The organism is Neoroseomonas marina (genome assembly GCF_012927745.1).
Classification (GTDB): Bacteria; Pseudomonadota; Alphaproteobacteria; order Acetobacterales; family Acetobacteraceae; genus Neoroseomonas; species Neoroseomonas marina.
Map to the genome: position 1 here is coordinate 71411 of NZ_JABBKX010000009.1, position 23165 is coordinate 94575.

Sequence of the window (23165 nt, forward strand, 5' to 3'; positions counted from 1 at the left end):
CGCCTTGCCCCCGGCGGGCGGGGCGGCGCCTTCCAGCCATCCTGACAATGAGATGTGACAGATGAGCAGCCCGAAGCAGATCAGCCTCGGCCTTTCCATGCGCTACCTGGGCTACCACGCGGCCGCCTGGCGGCACCCTTCGGCGGATCCGGACGCGGCGTCGAAGTTCAGCCACTACCGCTACATCGCGCAGACGGCCGAAGCCGCGAAGATGGACATGGTCTTCCTCGCCGACGGGATCGGGCTGCGGACCAAGGACGAACCGCCGGGCGCGCTCTGCCGTTCGCACCAGACGCTGGAACTCGAGCCGCTGACGCTCCTCTCCGCCCTCTCGGCGGTGACGTCGCATATCGGCCTCGTCTCGACGGCGTCCACGACCTACAACGAGCCCTATCACATCGCGCGCAAATGGGCTTCGCTGGATCACCTCAGCGGCGGTCGCGCCGGCTGGAATATCGTGACTTCCTGGTCGGATGCCGAGGCGCGCAACTTCAATCGCGACAAGCACATGGACTACGACCTGCGCTACGAACGCGCGGCCGAGTTCGTGGAGGTCGTGAAAGGCCTATGGGATTCCTGGGAGGAGGACGCGCCGCTGTTCGACAAGGCGAGCGGCATCTTCTTCGACCAGTCGAAGCTCCATGCGCTGAACCATGACGGCAAGCACTTCAAGGTGAAGGGCCCGCTGACGATCAAGCGCACGCCGCAGGGGCGGCCCATACTGGTACAGGCCGGGGCCGCGGAGCAGGGTCTCGAGATCGCCGCACGCAGCGCGGACGTCGTCTACGCCGCGCCGCTCGATCTCGAATCCGCCAAGGCCTACTATGCCAACCTGAAGGGGCGCCTCGCCAAGTACGGACGATCGCGCGACAGCCTCAAGATCATGCCAGGCGTGACGATCTTCGTCGGCCGCACGCGAGAGGAAGCGCGCGAGAAGTTCGATCTTCTGAACAGCTTGGTCGAACCACAACTGGGGCTCTCCTACCTCTACGGCCAGATGGGCGACCTCTCGGCCTATCCGATCGATGGTCCGGTGCCCGAGCCCGAGAACCCCGTCGTGAAGAGCATGACGAAAAACCTGCTCGCCCTGGCGCGGCGCGAGAACCTCACCATCCGGCAACTCTACACCACCATCGCGGCGGGTTTCGGCGGCCGCATCCTGGTCGGAACGCCGAAGGATATCGTCGACGACATGCAGGCCTGGGTCGAAGCGGATGCGGCGGATGGCTTCAACCTCTGCCCGCCGGTCCTGCCGCTCGGCCTCGATGAGTTCGTCGAGCTGGTTCTGCCGGAGCTTCGGGCCCGCGGCATGTTCCGCACGGAGTATGCCGGGTCGACGCTGCGGGAGAATCTCGGGCTGACACCACCCGTGAACCGCTACGTCGGACGGGTTGCCGTCGCCTGACCGTACGGTGGGCCCGCAGCGTGCTATGACCGGCACGCTGCGGAACGGTCCAGGACGGACCCCTCCGCACGCCAAAGGTTGACGGAGGAAGCGCCAATGACCATCGGGTTGCTAGACGCGCAAGGCCTGTCCGCTACGCATGAGGCGATGCGCGACACGGCCCGACGCTTCGCCACGGCGGAGGTCGCGCCCATCGCAACCGAGCTCGATGAGAGCGAAGCCTTTCCTGCCGACCTCTATCGCCGTCTCGCCACCGCGGGGCTGTTCGGGATCACGGTCCCGGAGGCACTCGGCGGCGCCGGCGCCGATGCGCTGGCCTACGCGCTCGTGATGGAGGAACTGTCGCGCGGCTACGCCTCGGTCGCCGACCAGGTCGGACTTGTCGAACTGCTCGGCACCTTGCTGACCCAGCACGGGACCGCCACGCAGCAGGTACGCTACCTCGCCCCGCTGCTTAAGGCGGAGCGGCGTTGCGCCTATGCCCTGACCGAGGCCGGGGCGGGATCGGACCTCGGCTCCCTGAAGACCGAGGCACGGCGCGACGGCACCGGCTGGGTGCTGAACGGCGCGAAGCTGTGGATCCACAATGCGCCGGTGGCCGATTTCGCGGCCGTCCTGGCGCGGACGGATCCCTCGGCGGGGCACCGCGGCATGTCGGTCTTCCTGGTCGACCTCGACCTTCCCGGCGTCTCGCGGGGGCGCAAGGAACACAAGATGGGGCAGCGCGCCTCACAAGTCGGCGGCCTGACCTTTGACGATGTGCGGCTGCCCGGCGAGGCCCTGCTCGGCACCGAGGGTCGCGGCTTCCACATGATGATGTCGGTGCTCGACAAGGGGCGCGTCGGCATCGCCGCGCTGGCGCTCGGCATCCTGATGGCCGCGCTCGAAGAAAGCATCGCCTATGCGAAGCAGCGCGTGCAGTTCGCCAAGCCGATCGCCGAGTTCCAGGCCGTGCAGTGGATGATCGCCGACATGGCCAAGGACATCCAGGCGGCAAGGCTGATGATCATGGAGGCCGCCCGCCTGCTGGATGGCGGCGGCAAGGCGACGCTCGCAGCCAGCATGGCGAAGTGCTTCGCCGCGGATGCGGCCGTGGCGCGCACCGCGGACGCGGTGCAGATCCATGGCGGTTCCGGCTATATCCGCGGTGTGCGGGTGGAACGGCTCTACCGCGACGCCAAGATCACGCAGATCTACGAGGGCACCAACCAGATCCAGCGCATGATCATGGCGCGGACCCTGCTGGCGTAGCGACGGTACGGTGGACCATCAGGTCGTTCTCGCCGGCCTGCACAACCTCCCCCTTCTGGTTGAACAGGGTCAGATCGAGCGTGACGATCCCGCGATCCGGGCGCCGCGTGGCGCGCTTGGCAACGACCTTGATACGGGCCTGGACGCGGTCGCCGACCAGGATCGGGCCGGCGAATCGCCACCGCCATCCGAGCGAGACGATCGCGGCCAGCCGAACGACCGACCGGTTCTTCAGCCCATCCGCGAGGGCAAGCCCCAGCAGCCCATGCGCGACCCGCCCCGGATAGCCGAGGGAACGCGCATAGTCGTCGTCGACATGGATCTCGTAGAAGTCGCCGGACAGGCCGGCAAAGGCGAAGATGTGGCTCTCCGTCACCGTGATTCCAGGCGTCTCCCACGCCAGGTCGTCGGCGATGTCGTCATAGGCGAGGCGGCCGTCATCCGGCGCGGCGGCGCTGTCCATCAGCCGTTCCAATCCTCGATGCCGAGATAGGCGGCGGCGAGGCGCGCCTGGCCTTCATGCATGTCGCGCCCGGTCGTCGTCGCGCAGCCGATGGCCCGAGCGGCCGCGATCAGGGGCGTCACCTCGGGGTTCGGAATCACGTCCGCGACCACCTGCGACGACACCAGCAGCGTCGGGTCGATCGATGTCGGGTCGCCCGGTTGCAGGCCGAGCGGCGTTGCATTCACGACGATATCGAAGCCGCGTGGGTCCGGCGGTCCCAAAACGACGTGCGTCCTCGGGAAATGGGTGCGCAGCAGCGCGGCCAATGCCGCCTGTCGCGCCGCCGCGCTGTCGTGGATCGTCAGGTCCGCGACCCCGGCACGCGCCAGGGCGCAGGCGATCGCGGTGCCCGCCGCGCCACAGCCAACCTGCAGGATACGCTTGCCGCGCACCGGATGGCCGGCGCGCTCGAGCCCGTCTCGGAAGCCCTCCCCGTCGAACATGTCGCCTTCGAAGGCGCCGTCGGGGCGGCGTCGGATGGTATTGACCGAGTGCGTCAGCCGCGCGGTCGGGCCGAGATCCGCGAGCAACGGCATCACCGCTTCCTTGTGCGGCATGGTGATGACGATGCCGTCCAGGTTCTTCATCGCCTCGAAAGCCGGCCAGGAGCGTTCCAGCGCGCCGGCCGGGATCTGGAAGGCCACGAAGGCGGTGTCCCGCCCCATGCGCGCGAAGGCAGCGTTGAAGAAGGCGGGCGAGCGAAGCGGCGCCACCGGATCGCCGATGATGGCGAGCAGGCGCGTCGCACCGGTGATGGTCATGGGCGGCCTCCCAGCCAGGCTTCGATCAGGCGCTGCACATGCAAGGCGCTGCGCGCGTCGTTCGATGGCGCGCGTCCCTCGGCAATGGCGTCGAGCATCTCGGCGATCAGCGCCCGGTGCGGGCCATGGTCGAAGGCCATGGGGTCCGCGCCGCCGCCCGTGCCGCTGCCGGGGTCGAGGATCTCGGGCGGGCCGTCGCCGGCATACAATTCCAGCCGGTTGCCGATGAGCAGCGCGCTCCCCTTGGTGCCGGCGATCTCAATGCGCTCTGGAAAGCCGGGACGCGCGACGGAGGTCGCGTCGATCACGCCGAGCGCCCCGTTCTCGAAGCGGATAGCCGCCGCCGCGACGTCCTCGGTGTCGTTCACGCGCAGGCCCGCATTCTGCGCGAACCCCGCGACGTCACGCACCGGCCCCATCAGGTGCAGCAGCAGGTCCATGGTGTGGATCGCCTGGGTGAGCAGCACGCCCCCGCCATCCCGGGCCATGGTGCCACGACCCGGCTGCGCGAAGTAGTTCGCGTCGCGCCACCACCGGATGCTCGCCGAGGCGCTGAGCGGCTTCCCGAGGTCGCCGTCGCGCAGACGCCGCGCGAGTTCGAGCGCACCGGGGCGGAAACGGTGCTGGAAGCAGACGGAGGCGCGGACGCCGGCGCGCTCGGCCGCAGCAGCCAGGGCTTCGGCGCGCGCGACCGTGCGCTCGAGCGGCTTCTCGACGATCATGTGCTTGCCGGCGGCCGCGACGCGCTCGGCGATCGGCAGGTGTTCGCCGGGCGGCGCAAGGATCAGCGCGAGATCCAGCCCCGGCGCTTCGAGCAGTGCATCAAGGCCATCGAATGCAGCGGCGGACCATCGCGCGCTGAAGGCATCGCGCCGCCCGGCCGAAGGTGCGTAGCCACCGATGATCCGGGCGCGCCCCGCAGCCTCGAGATCACGCAGGGCAAGCATATGCGGCGTCACGGCCATGCCGAGGCCGATGATGCCGACGCCGGTCGCCATGGCGTCCCCCCTTTTCGATTCCGGCTTCCACGCCGTTGCTGGCGAGGTCTAGGCTGCCTTCCCCAACGGCCCGGCACAAGGGTCCCCAGGAGGTTCCGTTCCATGACAGCCACGGTCATCGACCGCCGTACGCTTGCGCGCATGCTGGGACTTTCCGCCGCGGCGCTTCCGATGCTGCCCGAGACGGTGTTCGCGCAGTCCCGCCGCGACACGCTGGTGATCGGCATCGACATCAGCGACACCGTGACGCTCGATCCGGTACGGCAGGCGCAGTACACGCCGCCGATGACGCTGGCCGCGACCTACGACGCGCTGGTGACGCTGACGCCGGACGACCTCGTCAACGTCAAGCCGGCGCTCGCTACGTTCTGGCAGCGGACGCCGGATGGGCGCGGTTGGCGCTTCACGCTGCGGGACGGCGTGAAGTTCGCCTCGGGCAATCCCCTGACGGCCGAGGATGTGCGCTGGACCTTCATGCGCCTGCTGAACATGAAGGAGCAGACGCAGCAGTATCTGAAGTCAGTCGATCGCGTGGTGGCCGTCGACGCCAAGACCGTCGACTTCATCATGAATGCGCCGAACGCGCCGGTGCTGCCGATCCTTGCCGCACCCGGCAACGGGATCCTCGAGAAGGCCGCCGTGATGGCGCAGGGCGGCACCGACGCCGAGAATGCGCGCGAGGCCGACAAGGCGACCGACTGGCTGAACAACAACTCGGCGGGCACCGGCCCCTTCCGCCTGGTGCGCTGGGAACGCAACAGCCAGATCCAGCTCGTGCGGAACCCGCATTACTGGGGCGGCCCCTCCCCCTTCGAACGCGTCATCATCCGCCACCTGTCCGACAGCGCGGCGCAGTTGCTCGCGGTCCGGCGCGGGGACGTGCACGCTGCCTTCAACCTGATCCCCGAACAGATCGCCACGCTCGCTGGCGACAGCGGCGTGCGCATCGACCGCATGCCGAGCCTCGACTTCGTCTACATGGCGGTGACCGAGAGCCCGCAGGCCAACCCTGTGCTCGCGAAGAAGGAAGCGCGACACGCGATCGGCTATGCGATCGACTACGACGGCATTCTCGGCAGCCTGCTCGGCGGGGCGGCGGTTCGCCCGGCGCATTTCCTGCCGATCGGCGTGAACGGCAGCACCGAGCGCATCGCGCGCGAGGTCGGCTTCAACACCAATCTCGACCGGGCGCGGCAGATGCTCCAGGCCGCCGGCGTGCCGGACGGCTTCGAGATGGAGATCGCCTATGGCAACGCGGCCGTTGCCGGCATCTCCTACCAGGTGCTGGGGCAGAAGCTGCAGGCCGACCTCGCGCGCGTGGGTATCCGCGTCCGCCTGAACCCGATGGACCAGGTCAACCTGCGCACCGCCTACACAACGGGTCGCATGGCGGGTGGCGTGCTGACCTTCTGGAACCCGCCGGCGGTGTCGAACGACCTCTGGGCCTCGGCCGTGGTGGAACGTGTCGCGCGGCGCGTGCACTGGACGGTGCCACAGGCGATGACCGACCTGGTCAAGCGCGCCTCGGAGGAACAGGACCTCGAAAAGGCGGCGGGGCTCTGGGTGGAATGGCAGCGCGGCGTAGTGGACGTCGCCCACCACTTCATCCTGTTCCAGCCGACCTACCAGATCGCGGTGCGGAACACGGTCGGCGCCTTCCCGCTGACCGCGGCCGGCTGGCAGCTCGAGATGGGCAAGGTCCGACCGGCCTAGCGGGAGAAGGCCGCGCCTCGCTTCTCGGCGAAGGCGCGGATCCCTTCCAGATGGTCGCCGGCCGAGAAGCAGAGCACGTTCATCTCGTTCTCGTAGAGCAGGCCGGCGGTCAGCGGCGCCTCCATTGCCATGCGCACCGAGGCCTTCACCGACTGCACGGCCACAGGGCTGAACCCGGCGATCTTCGCCGCCATCGCCTGCGCCGCCGCCAGCAGGTCCGCCTGCGGCACCACCTGGTCGAAAAGGCCGAGCGCCTGTGCCTCGGTGGCCTCGATCGGATCGCCGGTCATCAGCATGCGCATGGCGCGCGCCGTGCCGATCATGCGCGGCAGCATCTGGGACGCGCCCCCGCCACCGACCCAGCCGCGCGTGACCTCGGGGAAACCGAAGCGCGTGCCTTCCGCCGCGATGCGGATGTCGGCGCCGAGCGCCATCTCCGCCCCGCCACCGAGCGTCCAGCCTTGTAGCGCCGCGATCACCGGCTTGCGGATGTTGCGGATGGCGGTGGCGTATTCGACGCGGTTACGGAAATGCCATGTGCTTGGATAAGCGGCCAGCGAGTTAAGATCACTGCCCGCACAGAAGGCCCGTTCCCCCGCACCGCGCAGCAGCACGACGCGCACGGCGTCATCGGCATCGAGGGCGTGGGCGGCTTCCGCGATCGCCGCCGCCATGGCCGGGGTCACCGCATTGTGCTTCGCGGGACGGTCCAGCAGCAGTTCCGCCACAGGGCCATGCAGGGTCGTGGTCACGGCGCCGTCCATCGTTTCCTCCAGCATCTTGATTGCCGCATCGGGACAAGTGCAGCATGCCCGCAAGGGAAGGATCTGTCTGCGTGCTGCGATACGTCGCCATACGACTTGCATCCGCGGTGGTGATGGCGTTGCTCGCGAGCCTCGTCATCTTCCTCATCTCGAACTTCGTGCCGGGCGATCCGGTGCTGGCGCAGCTCGGCGACATCCTGGCCAGCGACCCGGCGGTTGTCGCGCAATGGCGCGCGAAGTGGGGCCTCGATCTGCCGCTGTGGGACCGCTACTGGATCTTCCTCAGCGGGCTCCTCCACGGGGACCTCGGCATCTCCATCGCGACGCGACGGCCGGTGCTCGAGGACATCGCGCAATATGCGCCGGCGACGATAGAGCTCGCGACCGTCTCCTTCCTGCTGGCGCTGGTGGTCGGCATCCCGCTCGGCGTCGCGGCCGCCGTTTGGCGGGACAGCATCGTGGACGCGGTGGCACGCGCGGTGTCGCTGCTGGGTGTCTCCGCACCGACTTTCTGGCTCGCCTTCATCTTCCTCGCGATCTTCTACGGCTGGCTTGGCTGGGCACCGGGGCCGGGCCGGCTCGACCCCATCGCCTTCCCGCCCGAGGGCGGCACCGGCTTCTTCCTGTGGGACAGCGCGGTGCAAGGCGATTGGGAGACCTTCCACGACGCCCTCACCCATCTCGCGCTGCCGGCGATCGTCCTGGCGGCTGCAACGCTCGGGCTCATCACGCGGACCACCCGGGCAGCGATGCTGGAATGCCTGCACCAGGACTATGTCCGCGTCGCCCGCGCCAAGGGGCTGAAGGAACGCGCCGTCGTGCTGCATCACGCGCTCCGCAACGCCCTGGTGCCCGTGGTCACCCTCGGCGGGCTCGCCTATGCGAACCTGCTGACCGGCGCGGTGATGACGGAGACGATTTTCGCCTGGCCTGGGCTGGGTCGCTACACCTTCCGCTCGGCGGCGGCACTCGACTTTCCGGCGATCATGGGCATCACGCTGGTGGTCTCGGCCACCTACCTGCTCGTGAACCTGGTCGTCGATCTCTCCTACGCGCTCCTCGATCCGCGGGTGCGGCGATGAGCGCCACTGCGACGCTAACGGCATCGCGGCTGCGCCGGCGGATCCGCCGCTACGGGCTGGCCTGGGCTGGCGGTGGCATCGTCCTGGGCTGGATCCTGGTCGCGATCTTCGCACCCTGGATCGCGCCCTTCCCCCCGGATGCGCAGGATATCGCGAACCGCCTCGCCGCACCCTCGGCGGCGCATTGGCTCGGCACGGACATCCTCGGACGCGACGTGCTGTCGCGGCTGATCTACGGGTCGCGCGTGTCGCTATTGGCGGGCTTCTCGGTGGTGATCCTCGGCGCGGCCTTCGGCACGGCGGTCGGCATCCTCGCCGCCTGGCTGCGTGGCTGGGGCGAGGAAGCCTTGATGCGTTTCACCGACCTGGTGCTGTGCTTCCCGCCGATCATCCTCGCGCTCGCGCTCGCGGCGGCGCTCGGCATCGGGACGACCAACACCATCATCGCCATGCTGGTGGTGTGGTGGCCGAAATTCGCGCGGTTGGCGCGCAGCCTCGCCATCGTCCAGCGCAGCCAGGAATACGTGGAAGCCGCGACGGTGGCCGGCCTGCCGCAGAAGCGCATCCTGTGGCGGCACGTGCTGCCCAACACCTTCGGGCCGATCGCGGTGCTGTGCACGCTCGACCTCGGCATCGCCATCCTGACTTTCGCGGGGCTGTCCTTCCTCGGCCTCGGCGTGGTGCCGCCGACACCGGAATGGGGGTCGATGATCGCCGAGGGCCGCGAGCTGGTCGAGCAATGGTGGGTCGCGACCTTCCCCGGCATTGCCATCCTGTCCGTCGTCGTCGGCTTCAACTTCCTCGGCGACGGGTTGCGCGACTGGCTCGATCCGAAGGCCCGCAGCCGGTGAGCGACGCCGTCCTCCACGTCCGCAACCTCGTCACCGTCTTCCACACCGACGCCGGCCCGGTGCGCGCGGTGGACGGCGTGTCCTTCTCGGTCGGCAAGGGCGAGACCCTCGGCATCGTCGGCGAGAGCGGATCCGGCAAGTCCGTCACCGCGCAGTCCCTGATGCGCCTGCTCGATCCGCCGGCCCGCATCGAAGGCGGCCAGGTCCTGTTCGAGGGCCGCGACGTGCTGACCATGTCACCGCGCGAGCTGACCGCCTGGCGCGGCGCCAATGCGGCGATGGTGTTCCAGGATTCCCTGACCGGGCTGAACCCCGTGTTGCGCATCCTGCGCCAGGTGACGGAGCATGTCGTCGCCCATGGCCGGATGGATGCCCGCGACGCGCGGCGCCATGGCATCGAGTTGCTGCGCCGCATGGGCGTCGCCTCGCCCGAGCGGGCAGCGGCCTCCTACCCGCACCAGTTCTCGGGCGGGATGCGGCAGCGGGTGATGATCGCCATGGGCATGGCGAACGATCCGACGCTGCTGCTGGCGGACGAGCCCACCACCGCGCTCGACGTCACCATCCAGGCCCAGATCCTCGACCTGCTGGCGGGTCTCAACGAGAAGTTCGGCACCGCGATCGTGCTGATCAGCCATGACCTTGGCGTCATCGGCACCATCTGCAAGCGCATCGTCGTGATGTACGCCGGCGAGGTCGTGGAGGAAGGCCCGACCGCCGACGTCCTGTCGGACCCGCGCCATCCTTATGCCTGGGCCTTGGCCAATGCGGTGCCGCGGCTCGACGCGCCGATCGCCGACCGCCTCCCGGGGATCGAGGGCGCGCCACCCGACCCGCTCGCGATGCCGCAGGGTTGCCGCTTCGCCCCGCGCTGCCCCTGGAGGATCGAGCGTTGCGGCACGGAGCGCCCGCCACTCGCCGCGGTCGCGCCCGGCCGCCTCGCGCGCTGCTGGGTGACGGCCGACGGGCGCAGCCTGCCGCCACGAACGGTGCCCGCCCACGCGAAGCCGCCGGAATCTTCCACGACCGAGCCGCTGCTCGTCGCCCGGGATCTGGTGAAGCACTTCCCCCTGCCGAAGAAGTCCTTCTTCGGCGCGCGCGAGGTGGTGCATGCGGTGAACGGGGTCTCGCTGCACGTCATGCCCGGCGAGCGGCTCGGCATCGTCGGCGAGAGCGGCTGCGGCAAGTCCACGCTGGCGCGTCTTGTCACGCGCCTCCATACGCCGGACGCTGGCCACATACGGTTCGACGGCCAGGACATCGCGACCCTGGGCGGCGAGGAATTGCGCCAGCTCCGCCCGCGCCTGCAGATGGTGTTCCAGGATCCCTACGCCTCGCTGAACCCGCGCATGCGCATCGGCGACATCCTGGCAGAACCGCTGCTCGTGCACGGCCGTGCCAGGACGGCCGCTGAAGCGGGCGAGCGGGTCGGCGCGCTGCTCGACATGGTCGGCTTGAACCCGTCCTGGGCGATACGGTTCCCGCATGAATTCTCGGGCGGGCAGCGCCAGCGCATCTCGATCGCCCGGGCGCTCGGGCTGGAACCGGCGCTGATCGTCGCGGATGAGCCCGTCTCGGCACTCGACGTGAACGTGCAGGCGCAGGTGCTGAACCTGATGCTCGACCTGCGGGAGCGGATGGGCCTCGCCTACATGTTCATCGCGCATGACCTCGCGGTGGTGCGCGCCTTCTGCGACCGCGTGGCGGTGATGTATCTCGGCCGCATCGTCGAGGAAGCACCGGCGCGCGATCTGTTTGCGCAGCCGGCGCATCCCTACACGGTGTCCCTGCTCTCCGCCGTGCCGGAGCCGGGCCGCCAGCGCGTCGTGCTCGGGGGCGAACCGCCCTCGACGCTGCGCCTACCGCAGGGCTGCGCGTTCCGCGCGCGCTGCCCCGTGGCGCAGCCCGTCTGCGCCGAACCACCGCCACCGACCGAGATCGCGCCTGGCCATCGCGTGCTGTGCCATGCGCCCGGATCGTTCAAGGGGATGCCATGAGACAGATCACCGCCGCGCAGGCGGCTGCCGCGCTGCGCGATGGCGATACGCTGCTGATCGGCGGCTCGGGCGGCGGCCACGCCGTGCCGGACGCCCTGCTGGAAGCCGTGGGCCACCGCTTCCGCGAGACCGGCGCGCCACGAGGCATCACGGCGCTGCATCCGGTCGGCCTCGGCGACGGCAAGACGCGCGGCGCCGGCCACCTGGCGCAGGACGGTCTGCTGAAGCGCGTCGTCTCGGGCACCTTCGTCAACAGCCCCGGCATCGCGCGCCTGGCGCTGGACGAGAAGATCGAGGCCTACACCCTGCCCCAGGGCGCGCTGTCGCAGCTGATGCGGGAAATGGCGGCCGGTCGCGCGGGCCTGCTCACCAAGGTCGGCTTGCGCACCTTCGTCGATCCGCGCATCGGCGGCGGGCGGCAGAGCCGGCGCGCCACCGAGGATCTGATCGAGGTCGTGACGCTGCGCGGCGAGGAGTACCTCTTCTACAAGCCCTACAAGGTCGATGTCGCCTTCATCCGCGGCTCGGCGATCGACGAAGCGGGCAACCTCTCGATGGAGCACGAGGCCGTGACGCTCGAGATGCTCTCCATCGCCCAGGCGACGCGGCGGCAGGGCGGCATCGTCATCGCCCAGGCCAAGCGCCTGGTGCCGCGCGGCACGCTGCACCCGAAGATGGTGAAGGTCCCGGGTATCCTGGTCGACGCCTTCGTCATCGTGCCCGACCAGTGGCAGACCTACGAGACGCAGGACAGCCTCGCCTATTCCGGCCATCACCGCGTCGCGCTGGACGAGGTCCCTCGCCTGCCGCCCGGCCCCCGGCGCATCGTTGCCCGGCGCGGCGCGATGGAACTGTTCGAGGGCGCGGTCTGCAACCTCGGATCGGGCATCTCCACCGGCATCGCCAATGTCGCGGCGGAGGAGGCGGTGCTCGACCGCATCTGCCTGACCAACGAACAGGGCAACATCGGCGGCGCACCGGCGAGCGGCAACGAGGCCGGCGCCGCCAGCAGCCCCGACGCGCAGGTCGACCAGCCCTACCAGTTCGATTTCTACGACGGTGGCGGGCTAGACCTCGCCTTCCTCTCCTTCGCCGAATTCGATGCGGCGGGGAATGTGAACGTCTCCCGCTTCGGCGGGCGCATCGTCGGGCCGGGCGGCTTCGTCAACATCAGCCAGGGTGCCGGGCGCGTGGTGTTCGGCGGCACGCTCACGGCGGGCGAGGCGAAGAAGGCGGTTCAGCAGGTCGAGCAGATCTCCTTCTCCGGCCCCTATGCGCGCGAACGGGGGCAGGAGGTGCTCTACGTCACGGAACGCGCGGTCTTCCGCCTGGGCGAGAGCGGTCCCGAGCTCGTCGAGATCGCGCCCGGCCTCGATGTCGAGCGCGACGTGATCGGCGCCATGGCGTTCCGGCCGGTGGTCTCGCCGGCGCTGAAGCAGATGGATACGGCGCTGTTTGCGGATCGACCGATGGGCCTCGCGGCGCGCCTGCCGCCGCGGCCGACGCGGATCGCCGCGGAACGGCTGACATGAAGGCCCCGACCTTCCTCGAGACGGGCGAGGTCGCCGAGTACACCCGCCGCATCGACGCCGATGATATCGCCGCCTTCGCCCGCATCAGCGGGGACGACGATCCGGTGCACACCGACCCCGACTTCGCCGCGCGCACCGCCTTCGGGCGCTGCATCGCGCATGGGGCGCATGTGATGGGACTGCTCTCGACGACAGCGAGCATGATGTCGCGCCGGTCGGTCGCGCGCGGGGCCACGGGCACGCCGGTCTCGGCGGGCTACGACCGCATCCGCTTCACCCGTCCGGTCTTCGCCGGCGACACGCTGACCGCGCGATACGTCATCGAGGAAGTGGACGACGGCCGGGCCCGCACCCGCGCGCGGCTGGAGGTGGTGAACCAGGATGGGGACGTCTGCCTTGCCGGGACGCATATCCTGGCTTGGGTCGCGGCCGCCTAGCGGCACCGGGGCCGCCTGCGTCCCCATCGCTGACCTCCGTGTTCCACGGGGGTGAGTTTGCGCCGCACCGACAAACGTCACTCTCGCCCGATGAAGAGATCTCCGTTCACCCGCGACCGCCGGATGCCCAGCATGGACCGGCCGAGCGAGGAATGAGGGAGGATCATGTCAGACCCTGTGCTGTTCGATGCCATCGATAGTGTGGCGCGACTGACGCTGAACCGTCCCGAGCGCCTCAACGCGCTCAGCAACGAGCTTCTGGCCCAGCTGGAAGGGCTGCTGGATCGGATCGAACTGGACCATTCGCTTCGCGCCGTGGTCATCACGGGCAACGGGCGTGCCTTCAGCGCCGGGGCGGACATCAAGGCGTTCCAGCAGCACCTCAGGGCCGGGCCCGCGGACGCGATTGTCCATTTCATGCGTCCCGGGCACCGGCTCACGCGGCGTATCGAAAGCTATCCGAAGCCCGTGATCGCGGCCGTCAACGGCCTCGCCTACGGGGGCGGCTGCGAGCTGGTCGAGGCCACCCACATCGCCTTCGCCGCAGATCAGGCGACCTTCTCGAAGGCCGAGGTGAACATCGGCATCATCCCGACCTTCGGGGGCACCCAGCGGCTGCCGCGCAACGTAGGACGCAAGGCCGCCCTGGAACTGATCCTGACCGGCCGCGTCTTCGATGCCGCAGAGGCGGCACGGCTCGGCCTGGTGAACCGGATCTGTCCCGGCGCCGACCTGCTCGACGCAGCGCTCGACTTCGCCAGGGGCCTCGCCGCCAAGCCACCGCTGACCCTTGCTGCCGCGCTGAGCGCCATCCACCGCGGCATGGACGCCGCGATCGATGACGGCCTCGCCATCGAGGAAGCCGCCTTCGCCCGCATCGTTCCAACGCAGGATGCCCAGGAAGGCGTTGCTGCCTTCGTCGAGAAGCGCGCCCCTCGCTTCGGCGGCCGCTGACGCGCGACCATCCGGGTCAGGTGCCCGTCGCCTCCATCTCGCTGGCCTCGATGCCATCGAGCACGCTCTGCAACGCCGGCAGGAACTGCAGGGCTTCGACCTTTCGAGCGACCGCCATGCCCTCGAGGACAGCCGCCACGGCCTCGGCCCGCCGGCCCATCGCCAGGCGCGCCCGCGCGAGCAGCAGCAGCAACAGCGGGCGCAGCAATTCGCCCTGGGTGCGCCGGTAGGCCTCGAGCCCTTCTTCCATCAGCGCGTGGCCAGCCTCGTAATCGCCGACCCGCACCCGCTCGGCGCCACGCGAGACGCTGCTCATCGCCGTCCAGTAGGCGATGCCGCGTGACGTCGCGATATCGTAGACCTCCTCGGCGAGACGGGCGGCTTCGGCGTGATCGCCCGCCGCGGCATGCACATGCCCAGCGAGCTGGAAGGCGTAGCATTGCAGGATCGCGTTGCCGGATTTCCGCGCCGCCGTCTCCGCGGCGCGGGCAATCGGCCGCGCCTTGTCCGGGCCATCGGTGTCCAGCACGAGCCAGGCAAGGTTCGACAGCGCCGTGACGAAGGGGTCCTGGCTGAGCACGACCGCCCGGTCGCGTTCGGCCGGCTGGCCCGCGAGGCGGATCGCCGCGGTGAGGTGACGCCGCGCCGCATCGACTTCCCCCATGCAGAACAGGCACCACCCGGCCCGCCGATGCGCGTCGGCGCGCGCGAGGGCATCGCCATGCTCCCGCGTCAGCGTCAGCAGGCGGTAGACGAGCCTGCGCGCCACTGAAAGCGGGCCTCGGACCTGGTAGAAACCGATGATGCCGGGGAGCAGCGACAGCAGGCCCGCCTGGTCGGCCATTCCCTCCGCGATCTCGTAGGCGCGGTCGAAGGCCTCCTGCACCGCGGCGGAAGCGTAGCCGAGCGTTTCGATCAGCACGTAGCCGCGCAGCAGCCAGACGCGCAGCTCGGCGCCGCTGCGCGCTTCGCCCTGCAACTGCCGCGTCAGCGCCGCCGCCCGCGCCAGCAGGTTCTCCGCTTCGAGATGCGCGTTGTTGCTCAGCGCCATCTCGGCGGCCCGGTCGATCAGCGGCAGGGCCTCGGCCGGCATGTCGCCGAGCTCGAAATGCCGCGCCAGCGCCTCGGGATGACGTTCGCGGATCTCGGGCCGCAACTGCAGCAGCACCTGCGCGGCACGCCGGTGCAGCGCCGGCCGCCGCGCATGGAGCATCGACTCGTAGGCGGCTTCCTGGAGCAGCATGTGGCGGAAGGAGAAGCCGCTGCTGTCCCGCTCATTGCCGACGACGACGATGTCGGCGTCGATCATGCGGCGGATGCCGTCCTCGGCGGCGTCGGGACCGAGGTCGCACATCGCCGCGAGGGCATCGAGATCGAAGGCGCGCCCCAGCACCGCCGCACGCTGGGCGAGATCCTTCGCGTCTCCGAGCGCGTCGAGGCGCGCGATCAGCAACTGCTGGAGCGTCGGCGGGAGGGCGGGAACCTCGGCCGCCAGCGCGAATTCCTCGAGGAAGAACGGCACCCCCTCGCTGCGCATCAGGATGGTCTCGCGCATGCCCATGCTCATCTGGGGCACGAGATGGTTCACCAGCAGGCACGCCTCCTGTGCCTGCAGCCGGCGCAGCGTGGTGCGCAGGACGTTCGTCCGATCCGGCCAGGCGAGCGCGAAATCGTTGCGATACGTCGCGACGAGCAGGATCGGCAGGGAGGCGATGGTGTCGGCCAGGACCCGGAGGAACTCCAGCAGGCTCGCATCGGCCCATTGCAGGTCCTCGACCCGGACGATCGCGGGCCGGTCCCGTGCATAGGAGGCGATCCAGGCGAGAAGAATCTCGCGCAAGGCCCGCCGGCGCTCGAAGGGTGTCAGGCTTCCGGTGCCGGGACCTGCATCCTCCGGCGGCCCGCTCGTATCCGCTCCGGCCAGCGCCTTGGACAGGATGCCGAGATAGGGATCGAGGCCGAGACCGAGCGCCCCCAGGAAGTCTTCTGCCGCGCCTCCGGTCTCCCGGCCCGACCGCGCGACATCGTTCCGCAGCGCTTCGAGCGCGGGAAGCAATGGGCTGAGCTTGGCCTGCGGCACGCAGGCCATCGTCAGCACCTGCTCTGCAGGCACCTGATCCCGGGCGAGAAACTCGTCCAGCAGCCGCGTCTTCCCGATCCCCGGCTCTCCGCTGACCAGGACGATCTGCCCCCGCCCGTCACGTGTCTGGGCCCAGCGGGCGCTGAGGTCGGACAACTCGCGGTCGCGGCCGACCAGCGGCGCCGCTCGGCCGCGACCGCGACGCAGCGCCGCCTTCACGATGTAGCCGTTGGGCAGGTTCAGAACCGTTCCGTCCGGCAGCGGGCTCGCACTGAATTCGCTGCCGACGATGGCATGGGTCGCAACGCCGATGACGACCCCGTTGGGTGGCGCGCGGTGCTGCAGGTGGGCGGCATCGTTCGGCGCCGTCCCGATCAGCGCGTCGATCTCGGTCGCCGCGCCGGGGCCGAGCCGGCCGGCCACCACCATCCCGGACTCGATCCCGATCCGGATACGGAGGAGGAAGGGTTCGACGCCGCGGCGCGCATTGGTCGCATTCAGCCGTTCGTTGAGCGAGGGCATCTCGGCCGCGATGGCGAGGCCGCAGCTGACCGCCGACTGGGCGTCGCGCCCGCGCGCATGGGGGTAGCCGAAGCAGGCGAGGATGCCGTCCCCGACATACCGCGCCACGTGCCCGCCATGACGCAGGATGATGGCGGCACAGACCTCTCGGTAGGCCAGCAGGACCGTGGCGAAGGCCTCCGGGTCCATCGAGGCGGTGAGCGCCGTCGATCCCACGATGTCGCAGAACATGACCGTGACGATGCGACGGTCCGCTTCGGCGTCGGGTACGGGACTTCGCGCCGCCGGGTTCGGGTGGACCCGCAGCGCTTCACCGCAATCCGGGCAGAAGCGGGCCTTGGGAGGCGTCCGCGAGCCGCAGCTGATGCAATACATGCTCTACGGGGGGCGTTCGAGAAGCTGTGAGAGAAATCACAGCACGCACGGGGCCCCGGCGCAACATTTGGTCTCAACAGGCGGCCGCGATTGCCTTGTGCAGTCCGACGTTGCAAGGTCGCATCGTCGACGTCCTCGCTCGAGAGTCTTCCCCGTCGTGAACCCCCGACTGACTTCGCCTCCCAAGGTAGCCATCTCGATCACGGGGGCCTGCCCCCTGTCGTGCCGGCATTGCTATGGCGACTGCGGGCATGCGCCGCAGGACTCCGAACTCGGCATCGAGGAATGGCGCACCGCCATCCGGCAGCTCGCGTCCGATGGCGTGATCAGCCTGCACATCGAAGGCGGCGAGCCGCTGCTCAAGCCGGGCTTCCTCGGTCTCCTCGGCGAGGCGTCGCAGTCCATGTTCACCATGCTGCGCACCCACGGCACGCTGATCGATGCCGCCATGGCCCGCGCACTGCGTGACAATGGGGTGGGCCGGGTGCTGGTCGACGTGATGGGGTCGACGGCCGAGACGCATGAATGGTTCACGCAGGTGCCAGGCAGCTTCGCCGCCTCGCTCGACGCGGTCCGCCATCTCGTCGATTGCGGCATACCTACCGACGTCCTGGTCATCCTGACGCGGCAGAACGCGCCGGAGATCCAAGGCATCCTCGATCTCGCGGCGCGCCTCGGCGCCGAGCGGGTCGGCGTCCTGCGGCTCTACCCGCTGGGTCGGGCGAAGCGGATCTGGTCGACCATCGCCCTTCCCCTCGCCGATCAGATGCGGACCATCGCGGAGCTTCGACCGCCCGAAGGGCTCGGCCTGATGCAGTCATGGCATCCGAACAACCACAATTGCTGCTGGCAGTCCGCGGCGGTGATCGCGAATGGCGACATCGTCGGCTGCCCCTACCTCCGCGAGGACGTCAACCACGGCAACCTGCGCGAGACGACGCTGCAGCAGGCCTGGGAGACCGCACGGCTCTGGCGGACCCTTCGCGCCGGCGCCGTGGAGCAGAGCTGCCCCGATTGCAGCGCGAGCGAAGGCAGCCACGGCGGCTGCCGCGCCACCGCCTATGCCTGGCACGGCCGGTGGACCGCGCCGGACCCGTTTGATCCGATCCTCAACGACGGTGTCGATGTCAGCCTTCTCCCCGACCGACTGCTTCCGGCTTGAGCCGGGCGTCCGGCTGCGGCCGGTGCCGGAGCTCGGCCATTGCCTTGCCTACACGCCGGCGCGCCCGGCGCTGCACCGGCTGAACCCGTCGGCGTGGCTGCTCGCGGAACTGGCGGATGGTGGCTCCTTCGAGGCCATCGCGACGGAGTACGGCCACGCCGTTGCCGAGCTCGGCGGCCAAGCGGACCTGCCGGACGTGGCGGCCGGGCTGGCCAGCCTCATCGACCTTGGAATTGTCGGGCGCGTCGACACGCATGGGAAGGAAGGAGTTTGAGATGCAAGACATGACCGGAAAGGGGCAGGCGCGCCTGCTGCTGCGTCAGTTCGGGCTGTCCGGCGCGGCTGCGCCGCGCGCCGCCCGCACCACGCCCGTCGTCCGCACGCCGGGCACGATCCCGCACGACAAGGCGACGCCGATGGCGGCGTGGGTCGACAAGGACGCCATCAAGAACGAATTCGGCCTCTATCACGAATGGCGCTTCCAGCTGCCGCAGAAGACCGGCGCCAACGAGCATGCGAAGGCGCTGCTGACCTGGCTGCGGGCACCCGCCGGGCTTCAGGCCGACCTCAAGCTGCCGCCCCCGACCGGCGGCGCGTCCTATGTCACGGCCGGCGGCCAGGGCGGCGACTTCGTGAGCAACGAAGCCCTCATGGCGCATTTCTTCCAGACCCAGGCCACGACGGTGCCCTGCTTCTACCTCGGCACCTTTATCGCGGCCTTCGTCGCCGACGCGATCGAGTTCCGCAGCCTGTTCGTCTTCGCCAGCGGCAATACGCCACAGGCCTGCATGGACAGCTGGACCGCGGGCCTTGCCACGCTGCCGCAGAGCAACCCGTACAAGGCGGTGCTCAAGACCTTCTGGAGCATGATCGCCGCCGCCGCGCCGCAGCTCAGCTGGATGATGCTGGGGCAAACCCTGGCCGACGCCAACTTCACCGACGACGTGCTGAAAGCGCCGGCAAACCCGATCGCCGCGCTCTAGCCCCAGCGGCATGACGCCCAAGCCGCGACGTGACGAGGCGGTCGGCGCCTGGGCGCGCGCCGACCTCCGGCCCCTTCGCGCGACGCTGATCGCCACGCTCGCCGCGATGGGTGAGGACTCACCCGACCGGCACGTGGCCATCCACGCGGCGGGCGATCGCGACGAGTGCGACATGCTGCTCGACTTCGACGGGCATGTCGCGGACCTCGAAGCCCTGCGCGAGGACGGTGCCCCGGTGCTGCGCGTGGTGACGCAGGTCGGCAGCCTGTTCGCCGCCCGCATCCGGACCGGCTACCTGCTGCGCCAGCTGGACGAGCTGGAGCGCTGGAACGACGCCGGCGCCCCGCCTCCCGACAAGGCGTCCGGCGACAGCCTGGCCGGCCTGGTCGCCGCGGGCGCGATCCGTCGCGCCTCGCTCGGACGGGGTGCACGGCTTGCGGGCGATGGCGCCCGTGGCGGCCAGGACGCGCGCATTCCGCCGCGGCGCGCCGCCCGGGCCGAGGATGCCCCGCTGGGCGCGGGGGTCACGCTCGGTATCGTCGACACGGTCTTCGACTACGCCCATGTGACGATGCTGCCCTTCGGCCAGACCCTCGAGGCCCCGCCCCCGCCCAACCCGGACCTCCGGATCGGCCTGCTCTTCGATCCCTACGCCACGCAGCAGGGGGTGGCGCGCTTCGGCGCCAGCTACGATACCCAGGCGCTGGCCCAGGATCTGGCGGCGTGCCTCGGCGCGCAGGACGACCGGCCGCTGAGCCTCGCGCAGCGGGACGCCGCGGCAGGCGGCGACACGGAAGCGACGCGCCGCCAGCTTTTCGCGCAGCATGGCACCTTCACCGCCGGGATCGCGGGGGGCAGCGGCAATGCCTCCGTGGAGGGCCGTTACCGGGGGATCGCACCGGCCGCGCGCCTGGCCTTCGCGATCGCCGGCATCCAGGACAATGCCGTGCTTGCCGACAGCCTGGATGTGCTGGCCGCCGTCAACCGCCTGGTCGAGGACAGCGGGACGCCACTCGCCCTTCTTCTCAACAACGGCGATTGCCTGGGCGCCCATGACGGAACGCTGCTGGGCGAGTTGCTGCTCGATGAGCTGCTGCTGCATCCCGGCCGCGCCATCGTATTGCCGGCGGGCAACCAGAACGCCGGCAACACGGAGCTGATCGGCGCGGGAAAGACCCGCATCGCGCCCCATCTCGCGATCGCCGGCAGCGTTACCCAACCGCGCACGGAACGCATCGGCTTCACCTACACCACGCGTGCCAGCAAGGCCGACACGATCGAGATCTGGTTCCAGGCGTCCGGGATGCCCACGGCGTCCATCACGATGGAGCCCGGCGGCCCACCGATCGAACCGCTGTCCGGCCACGAGGGACGGCCCATGCGCGTGCTGTCCCTGCTGGGCGGCGACGCGCGGATGGTGCTGATCGTCGAACTGGGCCCGGGTGCCGAGCCGAACCTCTGGCGGCTGCGCGTCTCGATGCTGCCGGTGCGCGGCCCGATGCCGGTCGACAGGATCCGCTTCGAGCTCACCCGTGTCATCGGCGAGGTCCATGCCTGGTGCGACTGGAACAACGCCACCCAGCGCGACTGGACCGAACCGGCGACCGGCAGGCAGGACGACGTGACGACGCTGACCACCCCGGCGACGGCGCACCGTGTCATCGTCGCAGGCGAATGCGCCGACGGCCCCATAGGCTTCCAGCCCGCCGAACCGAGCGGGCGCGGTCCGACGCGCGACGGACGCCTGAAACCGGACGTCGTGGCCCTCGGCGCGGCGCTCGCCGCCCCCGTGCCGCAACGCTCGCCGATGGCGCACCGCAACCTGGCGGCGGCTTTCGCGGCCAAGCCGGAACAGCTTGAGCGCTTTGCCTACGCGACGACGCCGGGCGGCACGAGCTTCTCGGCCCCCCAGGTCGCCGGGCTCGCAGCCTTGCTGTTCGAGAAGTGGCCCGACGCGACCTGGGCCGATATCCGCCAGGCCATGGTGGAAGCCGCGCTCCGCCCCGAGCAGTGGAAGCCGAGCGGCGCAGGCCAGGTGGTCGAGTTCCCCGGCGCGCAGGATGATCCTCCCGAAGCCGGGCTGCGGACCTTCGGATGGGATCGCGCCCTCGGCTACGGCCGCATCGACGTCGGCCGGACGCTCGCCCCGCCCCCGCCCACCTTCGACGTCTTCCTGCGCAAGTCCGCGGATGATGACGGGCGGGAGCCCTACGCGGCCGCGACCCTGTGGTCATCGCCCGACATCGTGGTGACCGGCCCGCATCGCCTGAGCGTCGGCACGGCGCAGCGCGGGCAACGACCGGTCGACGGCCCCGCCCGGCTGTTCCTGTTCCATGCGCCCTTCGGGGCGTTGCATCCCTTGCCGCGGATCGATGGCATCCCGGTACCGGACTCGCCGTGGCAATCCCTGCTCACGTCCGGAAGCGGCGGGACCGGATCGGTCGTCGTGACGGCGGGCGATGTCGTCACGGTCGAGACGCGCGCGGATGTCGACCTCATGGACGGGACGGCCCGGTCGATCCTGGCCGTCCTCGACCATGATCAGGATCCCTACGAGCTGTCGGCGACGCTCGGCATGCGCAACAACGTCGCCGCCGTCAGCGTCAGTGTCGCCCCCCTGTCCGACGGCGCCGTCACCGGCATGCCGCCGGTCACGATCCTCGGCACCGACGACGTGGACAGCCTGTCCCTCTGGACGGAGAACCTGGACGCGCGACTGGAGGTGTCTGGCATCCCGGTGACGGCCCTGCCATGGCGCACCATGCGGCTTTTCCTGGGCGACGGGCGGCTGCGGTCCTGGACGCGGCCCTACTTCGGACAACGGGACGCCGCGACGCAGGACCCGGCCAACTGGTTGGCCGAGGCGAGCGACGCCGGCGCCTCGCCCGACGCTGCGACCGGCATCGCCCGTCTGACCGGCGTGGTCGGCGCGGCCCGTCTCGCCCTGCATCCGCGGGACGCGGATGGGTTCCGGCGGCTGGACATCTCCGCCGCCCAGGACCGCCTGTGGATACCGCGCCTCCGCCTGGCGCAGGGACAGCCGCTGATGCTGCAGGTCCGCCTGAACGATGCGCATCTGCGCGATGCCGGTCGGCCCGGTTGGGTGCATATGGGGCATTTCTCCGGCGGCCGGCGCGTCGGGGGTGCCAGCATGCGTATCGTTCCGCTTCCCGGCTAGGACGAGGCGCGGAGGTGAGACGCATCGAAGCACCCCGGGCCTCCCTACGCACGATCGCGTGCGGCCCGCATCCGTCCGTCGCGCACCGGTCCTCCCTGTGCGGAGCCATGGCGCGATGACCGACGGCTTCTTCGAGATCGGCGGGGAAGTGGCGTTCGACGCGCTGGCGCGCGCGCTTGGTGCTGCATTGTGCGAGATCTGCTCCGCCCCCACCATCGCCGTGGACGCCGAAGCGACGGACGAGGGCGCGATCAAGGCGGCGCTCGAGGAAGCCTGGCACTCCGAACGGCCGTTCAGGTTCCTGATCCGCGGGCTGAACGACGCACGCCCGTTCGAGGTGCTCGAGCCCGTTTTCTTCGTGTGCCACGAGGCCGGCGCGACCTGCCGCGTGATCGTGGATGGACCGCAGGGCCGGCAGGCGGCCTATGCCAAGGCTGGAGGCACGATGCTCTGGATCGCCTTCCTCCTCACCGCGACGGGCGAGGTCCGGTATGGCCCCAACTCGACCCACCGCGCGCTGCAGGACGGCGTCGTGCCCAGCGTGTCCGACTGGGTCGACGCGGCCCAGGCCCTCGGCGAGGACCTGCCGCCGGTGATCCCGGCCCGGGCCTGAGC

Annotated in this window: 19 protein-coding genes; 14 read left to right on the top strand and 5 right to left on the bottom strand. The window is 70.0% G+C overall.

Annotated elements, in window-relative coordinates:
• Positions 1-61 precede the first annotated feature (61 nt).
• Together GWK16_RS20750 and GWK16_RS20755 are read left to right on the top strand one after the other, a co-directional pair.
• Positions 62-1405, top strand: coding sequence for an LLM class flavin-dependent oxidoreductase (locus GWK16_RS20750; RefSeq protein ID WP_170055888.1), 1344 nt, complete (start codon positions 62-64; stop codon positions 1403-1405).
• A 96-nt stretch (positions 1406-1501) separates the two neighbouring features.
• Positions 1502-2656 carry an acyl-CoA dehydrogenase family protein gene (locus GWK16_RS20755; protein ID WP_170055889.1) on the top strand — a complete coding sequence of 385 codons (1155 nt, stop codon included), beginning with the start codon at positions 1502-1504 and terminating at the stop codon, positions 2654-2656.
• Here the strand turns inward: GWK16_RS20755 and GWK16_RS20760 are convergent.
• Genes GWK16_RS20760 through GWK16_RS20770 form a run of 3 tightly spaced genes read right to left on the bottom strand, consistent with a single transcriptional unit; the run spans position 2631 to position 4920 of the window.
• Positions 2631-3119, bottom strand: a complete 489-nt coding sequence (locus tag GWK16_RS20760; protein WP_170055890.1) for a MaoC family dehydratase — start codon at positions 3117-3119, stop codon at positions 2631-2633. The genes GWK16_RS20755 and GWK16_RS20760 overlap by 26 nt on opposite strands.
• A complete protein-coding gene (locus tag GWK16_RS20765; protein WP_170055891.1) occupies positions 3119-3922 on the bottom strand; it encodes a shikimate dehydrogenase family protein in 804 nt (267 codons plus the stop codon). The genes GWK16_RS20760 and GWK16_RS20765 overlap by 1 nt, the downstream gene beginning before the upstream one ends.
• Positions 3919-4920 carry a Gfo/Idh/MocA family protein gene (locus GWK16_RS20770; protein WP_170055892.1) on the bottom strand — a complete coding sequence of 334 codons (1002 nt, stop codon included), beginning with the start codon at positions 4918-4920 and terminating at the stop codon, positions 3919-3921. Before GWK16_RS20770 ends, GWK16_RS20765 begins: the two co-directional genes overlap by 4 nt.
• A gap of 102 nt (positions 4921-5022) precedes the next feature.
• Between GWK16_RS20770 and GWK16_RS20775 the strand changes: the two genes are divergently transcribed.
• Positions 5023-6633, top strand: a complete 1611-nt coding sequence (locus tag GWK16_RS20775) for an ABC transporter substrate-binding protein (RefSeq protein WP_170055893.1) — start codon at positions 5023-5025, stop codon at positions 6631-6633.
• Here the strand turns inward: GWK16_RS20775 and GWK16_RS20780 are convergent.
• Positions 6630-7412 (bottom strand): enoyl-CoA hydratase/isomerase family protein, encoded by a 783-nt coding sequence (locus GWK16_RS20780; protein WP_248291529.1) that lies wholly within the window; start codon positions 7410-7412, stop codon positions 6630-6632. The two genes, GWK16_RS20775 and GWK16_RS20780, sit on opposite strands and share 4 nt — an antisense overlap.
• Before the next feature lie 56 nt (positions 7413-7468).
• Here GWK16_RS20780 and GWK16_RS20785 point away from each other — a divergent pair, with 56 nt between their 5' ends.
• The 6 genes from GWK16_RS20785 (at position 7469) to GWK16_RS20810 (ending at position 14250) form a co-directional block, all read left to right on the top strand.
• On the top strand, positions 7469-8479 hold the full coding sequence (locus tag GWK16_RS20785) for an ABC transporter permease subunit (RefSeq protein WP_170055894.1): 1011 nt from the start codon (positions 7469-7471) through the stop codon (positions 8477-8479).
• Positions 8476-9330, top strand: a complete 855-nt coding sequence (locus GWK16_RS20790) for an ABC transporter permease (RefSeq protein ID WP_170055895.1) — start codon at positions 8476-8478, stop codon at positions 9328-9330. The genes GWK16_RS20785 and GWK16_RS20790 overlap by 4 nt, the downstream gene beginning before the upstream one ends.
• Entirely contained in the window at positions 9327-11327 is a 2001-nt protein-coding gene (locus tag GWK16_RS20795; protein ID WP_170055896.1) for a dipeptide ABC transporter ATP-binding protein, read from the top strand. The genes GWK16_RS20790 and GWK16_RS20795 overlap by 4 nt, the downstream gene beginning before the upstream one ends.
• On the top strand, positions 11324-12859 hold the full coding sequence (locus GWK16_RS20800) for an acyl CoA:acetate/3-ketoacid CoA transferase (RefSeq protein ID WP_170055897.1): 1536 nt from the start codon (positions 11324-11326) through the stop codon (positions 12857-12859). Before GWK16_RS20795 ends, GWK16_RS20800 begins: the two co-directional genes overlap by 4 nt.
• Entirely contained in the window at positions 12856-13296 is a 441-nt protein-coding gene (locus GWK16_RS20805) for a MaoC family dehydratase (RefSeq protein WP_170055898.1), read from the top strand. Before GWK16_RS20800 ends, GWK16_RS20805 begins: the two co-directional genes overlap by 4 nt.
• Before the next feature lie 165 nt (positions 13297-13461).
• A complete protein-coding gene (locus tag GWK16_RS20810; protein ID WP_170055899.1) occupies positions 13462-14250 on the top strand; it encodes an enoyl-CoA hydratase-related protein in 789 nt (262 codons plus the stop codon).
• 16 nt (positions 14251-14266) lie between these two features.
• Here the strand turns inward: GWK16_RS20810 and GWK16_RS20815 are convergent, their stop codons facing one another.
• Positions 14267-17083, bottom strand: coding sequence for an AAA family ATPase (locus GWK16_RS20815; protein WP_170055900.1), 2817 nt, complete (start codon positions 17081-17083; stop codon positions 14267-14269).
• A 301-nt stretch (positions 17084-17384) separates the two neighbouring features.
• Here GWK16_RS20815 and GWK16_RS20820 point away from each other — a divergent pair, with 301 nt between their 5' ends.
• The 5 genes from GWK16_RS20820 to GWK16_RS20840 all read left to right on the top strand — a co-directional run bounded on the left by GWK16_RS20820 (position 17385) and on the right by GWK16_RS20840 (position 23163).
• Positions 17385-18389: a radical SAM/SPASM domain-containing protein gene (locus tag GWK16_RS20820; RefSeq protein WP_211187623.1), complete on the top strand. Its 1005-nt coding sequence runs from the start codon at positions 17385-17387 to the stop codon at positions 18387-18389.
• On the top strand, positions 18352-18663 hold the full coding sequence (locus GWK16_RS20825) for a hypothetical protein (RefSeq protein WP_170055901.1): 312 nt from the start codon (positions 18352-18354) through the stop codon (positions 18661-18663). Before GWK16_RS20820 ends, GWK16_RS20825 begins: the two co-directional genes overlap by 38 nt.
• The gene (locus GWK16_RS20830) at positions 18617-19372 is read left to right on the top strand and encodes a hypothetical protein (RefSeq protein WP_170055902.1); all 756 of its coding nucleotides are present in this window, start codon (positions 18617-18619) and stop codon (positions 19370-19372) included. Before GWK16_RS20825 ends, GWK16_RS20830 begins: the two co-directional genes overlap by 47 nt.
• Before the next feature lie 10 nt (positions 19373-19382).
• Positions 19383-22550 carry a S8 family serine peptidase gene (locus GWK16_RS20835; RefSeq protein ID WP_170055903.1) on the top strand — a complete coding sequence of 1056 codons (3168 nt, stop codon included), beginning with the start codon at positions 19383-19385 and terminating at the stop codon, positions 22548-22550.
• A gap of 115 nt (positions 22551-22665) precedes the next feature.
• Positions 22666-23163 (top strand): hypothetical protein, encoded by a 498-nt coding sequence (locus tag GWK16_RS20840; protein ID WP_170055904.1) that lies wholly within the window; start codon positions 22666-22668, stop codon positions 23161-23163.
• Positions 23164-23165 lie beyond the last annotated feature (2 nt).

What these genes read in the sequence shown, in the direction of transcription:
- GWK16_RS20840 (WP_170055904.1), top strand. Translation starts at nt 22,666, where the DNA reads ATGACCGACGGCTTCTTCGAGATCGGCGGGGAAGTGGCGTTCGACGCG.
- GWK16_RS20750 (WP_170055888.1), top strand. Translation starts at nt 62, where the DNA reads ATGAGCAGCCCGAAGCAGATCAGCCTCGGCCTTTCCATGCGCTACCTG.
- GWK16_RS20755 (WP_170055889.1), top strand. Translation starts at nt 1,502, where the DNA reads ATGACCATCGGGTTGCTAGACGCGCAAGGCCTGTCCGCTACGCATGAG.
- GWK16_RS20835 (WP_170055903.1), top strand. Translation starts at nt 19,383, where the DNA reads ATGACGCCCAAGCCGCGACGTGACGAGGCGGTCGGCGCCTGGGCGCGC.
- GWK16_RS20780 (WP_248291529.1), bottom strand. Translation starts at nt 7,412, where the DNA reads ATGCTGGAGGAAACGATGGACGGCGCCGTGACCACGACCCTGCATGGC.
- GWK16_RS20790 (WP_170055895.1), top strand. Translation starts at nt 8,476, where the DNA reads ATGAGCGCCACTGCGACGCTAACGGCATCGCGGCTGCGCCGGCGGATC.
- GWK16_RS20810 (WP_170055899.1), top strand. Translation starts at nt 13,462, where the DNA reads ATGTCAGACCCTGTGCTGTTCGATGCCATCGATAGTGTGGCGCGACTG.
- GWK16_RS20770 (WP_170055892.1), bottom strand. Translation starts at nt 4,920, where the DNA reads ATGGCGACCGGCGTCGGCATCATCGGCCTCGGCATGGCCGTGACGCCG.
- GWK16_RS20825 (WP_170055901.1), top strand. Translation starts at nt 18,352, where the DNA reads ATGTCAGCCTTCTCCCCGACCGACTGCTTCCGGCTTGAGCCGGGCGTC.
- GWK16_RS20765 (WP_170055891.1), bottom strand. Translation starts at nt 3,922, where the DNA reads ATGACCATCACCGGTGCGACGCGCCTGCTCGCCATCATCGGCGATCCG.
- GWK16_RS20800 (WP_170055897.1), top strand. Translation starts at nt 11,324, where the DNA reads ATGAGACAGATCACCGCCGCGCAGGCGGCTGCCGCGCTGCGCGATGGC.
- GWK16_RS20815 (WP_170055900.1), bottom strand. Translation starts at nt 17,083, where the DNA reads ATGTTCTGCGACATCGTGGGATCGACGGCGCTCACCGCCTCGATGGAC.
- GWK16_RS20805 (WP_170055898.1), top strand. Translation starts at nt 12,856, where the DNA reads ATGAAGGCCCCGACCTTCCTCGAGACGGGCGAGGTCGCCGAGTACACC.
- GWK16_RS20775 (WP_170055893.1), top strand. Translation starts at nt 5,023, where the DNA reads ATGACAGCCACGGTCATCGACCGCCGTACGCTTGCGCGCATGCTGGGA.
- GWK16_RS20760 (WP_170055890.1), bottom strand. Translation starts at nt 3,119, where the DNA reads ATGGACAGCGCCGCCGCGCCGGATGACGGCCGCCTCGCCTATGACGAC.